This window comes from Arthrobacter sp. sptzw32, assembly GCF_059089735.1.
Genome location: NZ_JBNHEZ010000001.1, coordinates 536,002 through 548,091, shown reverse-complemented (window position 1 = coordinate 548,091; position 12,090 = coordinate 536,002). Strand labels below are relative to the sequence as shown.

Annotated in this window: 9 protein-coding genes; 3 read left to right on the top strand and 6 right to left on the bottom strand. The window is 63.9% G+C overall.

Annotated elements, in window-relative coordinates; all coding sequences use genetic code 11:
- The first annotated feature begins 42 nt into the window (after positions 1 to 42).
- Entirely contained in the window at positions 43 to 1,131 is a 1,089-nt protein-coding gene (locus AC5RVN_RS02660; RefSeq protein WP_494137022.1) for a PLP-dependent cysteine synthase family protein, read from the top strand.
- Here the strand turns inward: AC5RVN_RS02660 and AC5RVN_RS02655 are convergent.
- The gene (locus AC5RVN_RS02655) at positions 1,128 to 1,784 is read right to left on the bottom strand and encodes an MBL fold metallo-hydrolase (protein ID WP_494137021.1); all 657 of its coding nucleotides are present in this window, start codon (positions 1,782 to 1,784) and stop codon (positions 1,128 to 1,130) included. The two genes, AC5RVN_RS02660 and AC5RVN_RS02655, sit on opposite strands and share 4 nt — an antisense overlap.
- A gap of 94 nt (positions 1,785 to 1,878) precedes the next feature.
- On the opposite strand from AC5RVN_RS02655, the gene AC5RVN_RS02650 reads away from it, so the two are divergent.
- On the top strand, positions 1,879 to 2,397 hold the full coding sequence (locus AC5RVN_RS02650) for a Fur family transcriptional regulator (protein ID WP_494137094.1): 519 nt from the start codon (positions 1,879 to 1,881) through the stop codon (positions 2,395 to 2,397).
- 17 nt (positions 2,398 to 2,414) lie between these two features.
- Here AC5RVN_RS02650 and AC5RVN_RS02645 read toward each other — a convergent pair whose 3' ends face one another.
- The 5 genes from AC5RVN_RS02645 to AC5RVN_RS02625 all read right to left on the bottom strand — a co-directional run bounded on the left by AC5RVN_RS02645 (position 2,415) and on the right by AC5RVN_RS02625 (position 7,630).
- Positions 2,415 to 3,290: a metal ABC transporter permease gene (locus AC5RVN_RS02645; protein ID WP_494137020.1), complete on the bottom strand. Its 876-nt coding sequence runs from the start codon at positions 3,288 to 3,290 to the stop codon at positions 2,415 to 2,417.
- The gene (locus tag AC5RVN_RS02640; protein ID WP_494106407.1) at positions 3,290 to 4,105 is read right to left on the bottom strand and encodes a metal ABC transporter ATP-binding protein; all 816 of its coding nucleotides are present in this window, start codon (positions 4,103 to 4,105) and stop codon (positions 3,290 to 3,292) included. The genes AC5RVN_RS02645 and AC5RVN_RS02640 overlap by 1 nt, the downstream gene beginning before the upstream one ends.
- Positions 4,102 to 5,085, bottom strand: coding sequence for a metal ABC transporter solute-binding protein, Zn/Mn family (locus AC5RVN_RS02635; protein ID WP_494137019.1), 984 nt, complete (start codon positions 5,083 to 5,085; stop codon positions 4,102 to 4,104). Before AC5RVN_RS02635 ends, AC5RVN_RS02640 begins: the two co-directional genes overlap by 4 nt.
- Before the next feature lie 140 nt (positions 5,086 to 5,225).
- Positions 5,226 to 6,296, bottom strand: a complete 1,071-nt coding sequence (locus tag AC5RVN_RS02630; protein ID WP_494137018.1) for a hemolysin family protein — start codon at positions 6,294 to 6,296, stop codon at positions 5,226 to 5,228.
- Positions 6,293 to 7,630, bottom strand: a complete 1,338-nt coding sequence (locus tag AC5RVN_RS02625; protein ID WP_494040081.1) for a hemolysin family protein — start codon at positions 7,628 to 7,630, stop codon at positions 6,293 to 6,295. Before AC5RVN_RS02625 ends, AC5RVN_RS02630 begins: the two co-directional genes overlap by 4 nt.
- Positions 7,631 to 8,168: 538 nt before the next feature.
- Between AC5RVN_RS02625 and AC5RVN_RS02620 the strand changes: the two genes are divergently transcribed.
- The gene (locus tag AC5RVN_RS02620) at positions 8,169 to 11,984 is read left to right on the top strand and encodes a multifunctional oxoglutarate decarboxylase/oxoglutarate dehydrogenase thiamine pyrophosphate-binding subunit/dihydrolipoyllysine-residue succinyltransferase subunit (RefSeq protein WP_494137017.1); all 3,816 of its coding nucleotides are present in this window, start codon (positions 8,169 to 8,171) and stop codon (positions 11,982 to 11,984) included.
- The last annotated feature ends 106 nt before the right edge of the window (positions 11,985 to 12,090 follow it).

Below are 12,090 nucleotides of genomic sequence, written 5' to 3'. Positions count from 1 at the left end.
CACTCTAACGGCAGCTTGGATGGCCGCAGGTAGGCTGGTGCGGTGAAGATCGAGCGCACCGCGGGCAGGGACTGGGCCGACGAAGCCATCCGCAAAATCACGGCGGAAAACAACCGCTCCGCCGATACCCACCTTTACTCGGTACCCCTGCCCGAGCACTGGGGCGTCCAGCTTTATCTCAAGGATGAGTCCACGCACCGCACCGGGAGCCTCAAGCACCGGTTGGCGCGGTCCCTGTTCCTGTTCGGCCTCGTCAACGGCTGGATCAGGGAGGACACCACCATCGTTGAGGCCTCAAGCGGCAGCACAGCGGTATCCGAAGCCTATTTCGCCCAGCTCCTGGGACTGCCGTTCATCGCCGTCATGGCGCGCACCACCAGCTCCGAGAAAATTGCGCTGATTGAGCAGTTCGGCGGCTCCTGCCTCCTGGTGGACCACGCCTCCGAGGTTTACGCAACCGCGGAAGAAGTCGCTGCCACCAGCGGCGGGCACTACATGGACCAGTTCACCTACGCCGAGCGCGCCACGGACTGGCGGGGTAACAACAACATCGCGGAATCCATTTTCGGCCAGCTCGAGCTGGAGGAACATCCCGTGCCGGACTGGATCGTGGTTGGCGCAGGGACCGGCGGCACCAGCGCCACCATCGGCCGGTACCTCCGCTATCACAGCCACCCCACCCGGTTGCTGGTGGTGGACCCGGAGAACTCGGCCTTCTACCCGGGCTGGCTTGGCAGCTCCCACCCCGCTTCCGGATTGCCGTCCCGGATCGAGGGTATCGGCCGGCCCCGGATGGAGCCCAGCTTTGTGCCGTCCGTGATCGACCACATGATCCAAGTCCCCGACGCCGCATCCGTGGCCGCCATGCGGCACCTGCACACCCTTGCCGGTCTCCATGCCGGTCCCTCCACCGGAACAAACCTGTGGGGCGTCTGGCAGATTGTTGCGGGAATGCTTGCCGAAGGCCGCAGGGGCAGCGTCGTTTCGCTGATGTGCGACGGCGGCGAGCGTTACGCGGGCAACTACTACTCTCCGGAGTGGCTGACGTCCCACGGCCTGGACCCCGAGCCGTATGAAGCGGTGATCCGGCGGTTCTTTGATACCGGCAGCTGGGACGGCGGCGGGGCCTAAACCTCCACGGACTCTCCCGGGGCCAGGTGCTGATACTCGGTGCCGTATTTGGCTCCAAGACGTTTGACGTGACCTTCCACGATTTTCAGGCCGTTCTCATTGAGCAGACCGTCGTGGATCTGGAATGCCCGCGGTGCCCGCACGCCGATCACAAAGTCCACCACCTCGGCGGACTTGCTCCATGGCGCGTGGATGGGCACGAGCAGCGTCTGGACGCTGATGCCGTCGGGAACGATGAAAGAGTCACCGGGATGGTAAACGCTCCCGTCCAGGAAATAGCCGATGTTGGCAACCATCGGGATCTGCGGATGGATCAAGGCGTGCTGGCCGCCGAAGCTGCGCACTTCGAAGCCTGCTGCCTGGAAGGATGATCCGGGCTCGACGCTGTGGATCCTCGGTGCTGCTGCGGGGGCTTCCTTGCGCAGGTTGTCCGCTACGCCTGCCGGGGCGAAAACTGCCAGCGCGCTGTTGCCCTTGAGAGCAGCCACCACTGCGGGAACGTCGATGTGGTCGGTGTGTTCGTGCGTGACCAGGACCGCTTCGGCGCCCGCCAGGGCCTCAGCCGTTTCCGAAAAAGTCCCCGGATCCAGCACCAGGACCCGGTTTTGCTTCTCAAGGCGGATGCAGGCATGGGTGTACTTGGTCAACTTCATAGCGCCAGCCTAGGGTCGGACCTGAACCCTGTCCACGAAGCTGCGGCTGGTAATCTTGATCTCTGCCACCATCCTGAGGGAAGCGAGTCTGTTCATGCCGTTCGGCGCCAAGGCTGAATCCACCAATCCCGCTTCGGCCGCAGCCACGAAAGCCAACGCAGGGACCGCTACCAAGCCTGCCGGCGTCGCCGGTCCCACTGCCGTCAAGGAACAGCGCGTCACCAAGCAAAGGCTGGCAGTCAGCGCCGCGCTGGATGAGCTGGCTGATTTTGTGAGCACCCAGGAGCTCTACCGCATCCTGCAGAACCAGGGCGTATCGGTGTCCCTGGCCACCGCCTACCGCATCCTCCAGTCCCTGGCGGACGAGGGGCTGGTGGACGTGCTGCGCAACGGCGACGGCGAAGCGGTCTACCGCCGATGTGCCGTCACCGGCCACCACCACCACCTGCTGTGCCGCAACTGCGGCAAGGCAGTGGAGGTGGAAGCGCCCGCCGTTGAAACGTGGGCAGCCCGCACGGCCAACGAACACGGCTTCACGGAAGTGGCGCACACCGTGGAGATTTTCGGGCTTTGCCCGGACTGCACTTCGCGCAAGGCAGCCGGCACCCTCTAGGCCCCCGAAGCGCAGGGTCAGCGTGCCTGCAGTACCCGTCCGTTGATGCCCCTGGAAGATCGGACGGATCCGACGACGCGGCACACCACATAGATCAGGAACGACAGCGTTGTGACGTAGGGGCTGATGGGGATGCGGCCGCCGAGGGCCAGCAGGATCCCACCGACGGTCGCCGTGACGGCGAAAGCAACGCTCAGCACCACCACTGCCACCGGGGAGGACGTCACCCGAAGGGCCGCCGCAGCCGGCGTGATCAGCAGAGCAAGCACCAGGAGGGCTCCCACCACCTGGATGGAAAGAGCCACACTGACGCCCAGCAGGACCATAAAAACGATGGCAAGCGTTCGGACGGGAACACCGCGGGCCTCGGCCAGCTCCGGATCCACGCTGGCAAAATTCAACGGCCGCCAAATAGCCGCCAGAACCACCATCACCACCACCGCTGTTCCGGCGAGCGCCTGAAGCTGGACGGTGTCGACTGAGACGATCTGCCCGGTCAGCAAACCGAACTTGTTCGCGGCACGGCCCTCGTACAGGGACAGGAACAGGATCCCGAGGCCCAAACCGAAGGGCATAATCACCCCGATGATTGAGTTCTTGTCCCTGGCCCGCACGCCCATGAGCCCCAGAAGCAGAGCAGCCGCTACCGAGCCGATCAGCGAGCCGAAAACGATGTCCGCTCCGATGAGCAGTGCAAAAGCGGCGCCGGCAAAGGACAGTTCCGATATTCCGTGCACGGCGAACGCCAGGTCACGTTTCATCACGAACGTCCCCACCAGCCCGCCGAGCAGCCCCAGGACCGCTCCTGCCCAGATCGAGTTCTGGACAAGGACCAGTAACTCACCGTAGTTCTCGAAGCTGAAGATCGCCCCGATGATGCTGTCCGCATCCATCAGGCCACCTCTCCGGCGAGGGCGTGGGCCTCGGCATGGTGATGGGTGGTGGCATCGGGCAACCCGACCACCACGATGCGGCCGTTGGCGTGGATGACCTCCACGTGGCTGCCGTAAAGATCCGAGAGGACCTCCGTGGTCATGACTTCCTGCGGAGTGCCCACCTTGAACCGCCCGCCGGCCAGGTAGAGCACGCGGTCCACGTAGTCAATCACGGGGTTGATCTCGTGCGTAACAAACACCACTGCGCTGTTCTGCTCGTGGCATTGCTTGTTGATCAGGGCGCTGACTGCCTGCTGGTGGTGCAGGTCAAGCGACAACAGCGGCTCATCGCACAACAGGACCTTAGGGTCAGTGGCAAGGGCCTGCGCCACCCGGAGCCGCTGCTGTTCACCGCCGGAGAGCTGGCCCACGGGTACTTTGGCATAGTCCGTTGCCCCCACCAGTTCGAGGAGTTCGTCAATCCTGCGGTTCGCTTGGCGGGACGACATACGCAGACCCCAGCGGTGGCCGTCCACACCGAGGCCCACCAGGTCGCGGGCGCGCATGGGCGTATCGCGGGCGAACGATTTTTGTTGCGGGATGTAACCGATCAGGCTGCTGCCGCGTTCAACCGGCTTCCCGCCCAGTGTGGCCTTTCCGCTGTGCAGGTCCTGAAGACCCAGCAGGACCTTGAGGAAGCTGGTTTTACCGCTGCCGTTGGGGCCGAGCACGGCAAAAAATTCGCCGGGCCTGATCTCCAGGTCCAGGTCCTCCCAGAGCGTCCGCTTACCGAAAGTGAGGGACGCCCCGGTGAGGCTGACCACGGGTTTCAACTATTTGTCTCCAGAACTTTGCTGACGTTGTTCACATTGTCCGTCATCCACTGCACGTAGGTCTTGCCCTCGGGCAGGGTTTCACTGAAATCGACTACAGGAACGCCTGCCGATTCCGCAGCGTTCTTCAGCGCCTCGGTCTGGGGACCCTCAGTCTGCCCGTTATAGGCAAGGAAGCGCACCGACTTGGAGGACACCAAATCGGTGGCGGCCTTGAGGACGGCCGGCGGAACGTCAGAGCCTTCCTCGATCGCGGCAGTGTAGTCCTCAGGCGTAGCGTTCTCCAGGCCCGCTTCCTCCAGCAGGTACACGGGCACGGGCTCGGTCACAGCAACGGAGGCGCCGGCGGCCCCGGCCTTCAGCCCTTCCAGTTTCCCGGTCAGTTCTTCCAGCCGGGCCTTGAAGGCAGCAGCGTTTTCATCGAAGGCAGCAGCTGAACCGGGCTCCAGCTCGCCGAGCTTTGCTGCCAGATCATCAGCCAGCCGCCCCATGGCATCAAGGCTGTACCAGACGTGCTCGTTCAGCTCGCCGTGGTCGTGTGCGTGGTCCTCGCCCTCTGGCTCCGCAGGTGTTGCCCCGCCGGAGGCTTCCTCCCCGGGGTGTGCCAGCCCGGAGAGTTCGACGGCGTTCAGCACGTTGCCGGCGTCGATGCTGCTGTCCTGCGCCAGGGTATGCAGAAAGTCGTCGTACCCGCCGCCATTTTCAATGAGGAGATCTGCCTTGGACACAGTCAGCCGGTCCTGGGCGGTGGCTTCGTAGGAATGGGGGTCCTGGCTGGTCTTGGTGATAATCGCGGTAACGCTGACCTTGTCCCCGCCGATCGTTTCCGCGATATCGCCGTAGACGTTGGTGGAGGCCACCACGTTGATCCCGTCGGCCGCTTCGGGTGAACCCTCCGGCTGGGGGCTGCACCCCGTGAGCAGCAGGCCAAGCCCGGCAAGGGCGGCCAGGGATGATCGGGCAACGGAGAGACGGCGCACGGAAACCTCGGTTCAAACGGGACGGGAAGGAAAAAGAACCACTTCAGCTTATACCTAAATGGGAATGATTCCTATTTAGGTGAATAGGCGCGCCTGTCCGAGAGGACCCCGGAGCCCCGCGCCGCGGAGCTCCGGGAGCTTCACCCTGCGTTCGGCTGCCCCAGTCTTCGGACGCCGGTGGCCTGGGTGGCATCGCGGATTTCACCCACCAGCTGCTCAATCACGTCCTCCAGGAACAGGACACCCTTGGTATTGCCGTCGGGACCAATAACGCGCGCCAGGTGGGAACCGGTGCGCTGCATGACGGACATCGCCTTTTCGATTTCGTCATCAAGGGCCAGGTTGGCCAGGGACCTGATCCGGCTTTCGGCAATGGGACGGCCGTAAGCCGCCTCGGGAATGGACAGGACGTCCTTTACGTGGAGGTAGCCATACAGCATGTCGTCATCATCGAGCATTGGAAAACGCGAGAATCCGGTGCGGCTCACGGCCTTCTCGAACTCCACCGGAGTTGTTGCCGCCTTCAGCATGACCAGCTTTTTCAGCGGAACCATGATGTCCGCCGCACTGTACTCGGAAAACTCAAGCGCACCGGTGATCAGTCCCGCCTCGTCATCCACCAGGCCGTGACGGGTGGACTCCTGAACAATCGACTGCACCTCCTCCAGGGTGAAGGAGGAGTTAACTTCGTCCTTAGGCTCGATCCTGAGCATCTTGAGGATGTGGTTCGCGGACCAGTTGAGGACCGAGATGACAGGGTGGACGAGCCTTGCGACGAACATGAGCGGCGGGGCGAGCAGGAGCGCTGCCTTGTCAGCGACGCTCACAGAGATGTTCTTCGGCACCATCTCGCCAAAGGTCACGTGCAGGAACGTCACCGCCAGCAACGCGACGGCGAAGGCCGCCACATCGGCAACTTCCACCGGCAGGCCCAGCATCTCCAGCGGCACGGCCAGCAGATGGTGGATGGCCGGCTCTGCCACCAGCAGGATCAGGAGGGAGCAGACGGTAATGCCGAGCTGCGCACATGCCAGCATCAGCGAAACGTTCTCCATTGCACGCAGGGTTGTCTGCGCCCGCTTGGACCCTGCGTCCGCCAGCGGTTCAATCTGGCTGCGCCGGGCTGACATCACCGCGAACTCGGCAGCGACAAAAAACGCGTTGCCGAACAGGAGGACAACCAGCCACAGTATTCCGGCCCAGTCGCTCATCGTCCAGTCCCGTCGTCGTTGTTGCCGGACTCCGGTTCAGGTTCCGCCGGCCGGAAACAGATGCGGTCGATCCGCCTGCCATCCATCCTGGTGACACTGAGCGTTCCGCCGCCAACGGGGACGGTATCGCCCACCACGGCGATCCGGCCAAGTTCGCTCATGACGTAGCCGCCCACTGTTTCGTATGCTGCCTCATCAGGAACGGTCAGGCCGGCAATCTGCTCGGACAGCTCGTCCGGGCGGAGGAGTCCGGGAAAGTACCAGTCGCCGGATGCACTCTGGAGCAAACCGGGGCGGACCTTGTCATGCTCGTCCGCCACCTCGCCCACAATCTCCTCAACCAGGTCCTCAAGAGTGGCGATGCCCGCCGTTCCGCCGTACTCGTCCAGGACAACCGCGAGCTGCAGGTTGCCGTCGCGAAGTTCAGCCAGCAGGGCATCAAGGTGGATGGTCTCCGGCACCCGCAGCACCTCGGTCATGATGGCCCCGGCCTCCAGGTTCTGCCGGCGCTCCCAGGGAACAGCCACCGCCTTCTTGACGTGGACCAGCCCCCTGATGTCATCGGCGGATTCACCTATGACCGGGAACCGGGAGTACCCGGTCCTGCGCGCCGCCGCGAGGATGTCAGCCACAGGCTGGTCCGCCTCGATGGTTTCCACGCGGATGCGCGGCGTCATCACGTCCGCCGCGGTCCGGGTGGAGAAGTTCAGTGTCCGCGACACGAAGTTGGCCGTCCCGGCATCCAGGGTTCCCATCTCGGCCGACCGACGCACCAGCGACGAAAGTTCGGCAGGGGTCCTGGCACCGGAAATTTCCTCCTTCGCCTCCAGTCCAAAGACGTTCAGCACTTTGTTGGAGAAGCCGTTGAGCACCACGATGGCGGGTTTGAACACGGCGGTGAACATGAGCTGCGGCCGGGCCAGGGCGCGGCCCACAGGGAAGGACAGGGCGATTGCCATGTTCTTGGGCACCAGTTCGCCCAGGAGCATTGACAGCAGGGTGGCGATCACCATCGCCAGGACCAACGAGATGGAGGCCACTGCAACGCCGGGAAGCCCGACGGCGGCCAGCGGGGCTTCCAAAAGCCGGCCCACTGATGGCTCCATCACGTACCCGGTCAACAGGGTGGTCAGCGTGATGCCCAGCTGGCAGCTGGAGAGCTGGGTGGAAAGGGACTTAAGGCACGCGAGCAAGGGGACGGCGCCGGTGTCACCGTCGTCGATGGCCCTCTGGACGGTGGCCTGGTCCAGGGCAATCAGGGAAAATTCGACGGCGACAAAAAAGCCCGTGCCGGCGATCAGCAGCAAACCTGCTGCCAGGAGAAGCCATTCCATTCAGCATCCCGCCCGGACAGCCGCGGCCGCGTGGCAGGGCATTGACGGAGAAAAGGGGGGCCAGGGAGATCGGTCCGGCGGAGGATGGTCGGTCGATGCCGACGCAGTATCCTTTACGGCCCCTGCCGGCTGTGCCGGCGAATGGTGATGGGCGTGTGTTCGGGGTTTGCCGGCTCTGCGGGTGGACTGCGCGGCGCTCTTGACGCTCCGCTGACAGCCCCCAGGCCGGCACCTAGATTTACTGTCCATAAGAATTTCAGTCTACAGGGAGCAAACCACCCCCGCGGCGACTCCCGGAGCAGCCTTCCGGGCGCCCTGCCCAGGCCTAAAAAACCCTTCCCTGTCTTCTTTCCAACCGCCATATTCCGGCCTTTTCACGTCACTTCATGATTTGGGTCACCCTTATTGGCAGTTACCACAGGATGCTTACTAGACTGGCAATGGTCTGGGTTCAGAGGACGCAGAGACCGGTTGGATCGTAGTGCTGAGGCACCGTGGGCCGGAGAGAAATCAAACTCATGGAAGAGGCGTATTTCAAGTGCCAGAGCAGCCAAGCCACCGTCTACCAGAGGAATTTGGCGGAAACGAGTGGCTCGTTGACGAACTGTACGAGCAGTACCAGAAGGACAAGAACTCGGTGGACGCCAAATGGTGGCCGCTGTTTGCATCCTTTGGCGCGGCCGCGGGTTCTTCTTCCAACGGAAATTCCGGGCACGCCGCTGCCCACCCTGCAACGAGGGAATTGCCGGTTGTGAATGCGGCTCCTGCGGCACCGGTAGCGCCGCCAGCTGCAGCCCCCGCCCCTCCGTCGACGCCCCCCGCCTCTGCGGCCCCTGCTGCCGCCCCGGCCCCGGCGCCCGTCAAGAAGGCTCCTGCCACTGTGGCCCGCGACGGTTCCAAGAAGACTGGTACCGGCACGGGCTCGCAGCCCATCCCGGCGCAGCTGCCCAAGAATGTCAAGGCACCCACGGCTCCCGAAGAGGACGTCGTTTCGGTCCTCCGCGGCCCGGCGAAGGCCATTGCCACCAACATGGTCACCAGCCTCGAGGTGCCCACCGCCACCAGCGTCCGGGCCATTCCCGCCAAGCTGCTGATCGACAACCGCGTTGTCATCAACTCCAACCTGGCCCGTGCACGCGGCGGCAAGGTCTCCTTCACGCACCTCATTGGCTACGCGGTCATCCGTGCGCTCTCCCAGTTCCCTTCCATGAACGTCTACTACGACGAAGTGGACGGCAAGCCTGTTGCCGTCCAGCCGGCACACGTCAACTTCGGCATCGCCATCGACATGCCGAAGCCCGACGGAACCCGCCTGCTCATGGTGCCGAACATCAAAAAGGCTGAAACCCTCAACTTCTCCGAGTTTTGGCACACCTACGAGGACCTCATCAAGCGCGCCCGCAACGGCAAGCTGACGGCTGAGGACCACCAGGGCACCACCGTTTCGCTGACCAACCCGGGCGGCATCGGTACTGTCCACTCCGTGCCGCGCCTTTCCAAGGGCCAGGCAGCCATCATTGGCGTCGGTGCGCTGGACTACCCGGCCGAGTTCCAGGGCGCCAGTGAGAAGATCATCGCGCAGAACGCCATCAGCAAGGTCCTCACCCTGACCTCCACCTACGATCACCGTGTGATCCAGGGAGCCGGCAGCGGTGAATTCCTGAAGCTGGTACATCAGCTGCTCCTGGGTGCCCAAAACTTCTACGACGAAATTTTCGAGTCCCTGCGCATTCCGTACGAGCCCGTACGCTGGAGCGCGGACAAGCAGGTGGACCCGGCGGACGAGATCAACAAGGTCGCCCGGATCCAGCAGCTCATCCACTCCTACCGCGTCCGCGGACACCTGATGGCGGACACTGATCCCCTCGAATACGTCCAGCGCAAGCACCCGGACCTTGACGTCCTCACCTACGGCCTGACGCTCTGGGACCTGGACCGCGAGTGGCCCACCGGTGGTTTCGGCGGCAAGCCGATGCTCAAGTTCCGCGACATCCTCGGCGTCCTGCGCGACGCCTACTGCCGCACTACGGGCATCGAGTACATGCACATCCAGGAACCGGAGGAACGCAAGTGGTTCCAGGACCAGCTGGAGCACCCGTACTCGAAGCCCAGCCGTGAGGAACAGCTCCGCATTGTCTCGAAGCTGAATGCCGCTGAGGCGTTCGAGACCTTCCTGCAGACCAAGTTCGTGGGCCAGAAGCGCTTCTCCCTTGAGGGCGGCGAGTCCCTGATCCCGCTGCTGGACGCCATCATGTCCGATGCCGCTGACGACGGCCTTGACGAGGTAGCCATCGGCATGGCGCACCGCGGCCGCCTGAACGTGCTCACCAACATCGCGGGCAAGACCTACGCACAGGTTTTCCGCGAATTCGAGGGCACCCAGGATCCGCGCTCGGTCCAGGGCTCCGGTGACGTCAAGTACCACCTGGGCACCGAGGGGACGTTCACCTCGGACAACGGCAAGGAGACAAAGGTTTACCTGGCCGCCAACCCGTCCCACCTGGAGGCAGTCGACCCCGTCCTGGAGGGCATTGTCCGCGCCAAGCAGGACCGCCTGGACCAGGGCGAGTCGTTCCCGGTCCTGCCCATCGTGGTCCACGGCGACGCCGCCTTCGCTGGCCAGGGCGTGGTGGCTGAGACCCTTAACCTGTCCCAGCTCCGCGGTTACCGCACCGGTGGAACCATCCACATTGTGGTCAACAACCAGGTGGGCTTCACCACCGCCCCGTCATCGTCCCGGTCCTCCACGTACTCCACCGACGTTGCCAAAATGATCCAGGCACCGGTGTTCCACGTGAACGGCGACGATCCCGAAGCTGTGGTCCGGATCGGCCAGCTCGCCTACGAGTTCCGCCAGCGGTTCCACAAGGACGTTGTGATCGACATGGTCTGCTACCGCCGGCGCGGGCACAACGAGGGCGATGACCCCTCGATGACCCAGCCGCTGATGTACAACCTGATCGAAGCCAAGAGGTCGGTCCGCAAGCTCTACACCGAGTCCCTCATCGGCCGCGGTGACATCACCGAGGAAGAAGCCGAGCAGCTGCTCCGCGACTACCAGGAGCGCCTGGAGCGGGTCTTCGCTGAGACCCACGCGGCCCAGACATCCCCGATTCCGATCATCACCGCGGACTCGGCAGCCGTCTCGGACATCGAGCGGCCCATCGCCCAGCAGTCCGATTCCGGCACGGGTTCCCAGGTGGCCACCGCCATTTCCGCTGACACCCTGGCGCGGATCGGTAAAGCCCACCTGGAGATTCCGGAAGGCTTCACCGTCCACGCCAAACTCAAGCAGTTGCTGGAGAAGCGCGAACAGATGTCCCGCGAAGGCGGCATCGACTGGGGCTTTGGCGAGATTGCAGCCTTCGGCTCGCTCATCATGGAAGGCGTCCCCGTGCGCTTGGCGGGCCAGGACTCACGCCGCGGAACGTTCGTGCAGCGCCACGCCGTCTTCCACGACCGCGCCAACGGCAAGGAATGGCTGCCGCTGGGCAACCTTTCCGATGACCAGGCCAAGCTGTGGATCTATGACTCGCTGCTGTCCGAATACGCGGCCATGGGCTTCGAATACGGCTATTCAGTGGAACGCCCCGATGCCCTCGTTTTGTGGGAAGCCCAGTTTGGCGACTTCGTCAACGGTGCCCAGACCATCATTGACGAGTTCATCTCCTCGGCCGAGCAAAAGTGGGGCCAGCGTTCCTCGCTGGTACTGATGCTTCCGCACGGCTACGAGGGCCAGGGCCCGGACCACTCCTCGGCGAGGATTGAGCGCTTCCTGCAGATGTGCGCCGAGGAAAACATGATCGTGGCCAACCCCACCACGGCAGCCTCGCACTTCCACCTGCTGCGCCGCCAGGCCTACAGCCGCCCGCGGAAGCCGTTGATCATCTTCACGCCGAAGCAGCTGCTGCGCCTTAAGGGTGCCGCGTCTTCCGTGGAGGACTTCACCAATGGCACGTTCCAGCCTGTCATCGGGGACCATGAACAGCTGGCTGCGGAAGCCGTCGAACGCGTTCTGCTGGTTTCGGGCCGCCTGTACTACGATCTCCTGTCCACGCGGCAGAAGACCGATGACAAGACGACGGCGATCGTCCGCGTGGAGCAGCTTTACCCGCTGCCCTCCGCGGAGATCGCCGCGGAGCTGGCAAAGTACCCGAACGCCGAGGTCGTCTGGGCGCAGGACGAGCCTGCCAACCAGGGACCGTGGCCGTTCATCGGCCTGAACCTGCCGGACGCCCTTGAACGGCGCGTCCGCCTGGTGTCGCGTCCGGCCTCGGCTTCCACGGCCGCCGGCTCCATGAAGCGCCACGCCGCGGAACAGGATGCCCTCTTGAAGCAGGCATTTGCGCGGTAGTAATCAGTAAGGCTGCCCGGCCGGACGTCGAAATACCAGACTCCGGCCGGGCAGTTCTGTTTAATGGGATGGACAGCGCCTGCCCGATCCCCCTAAGTGGTCCGGT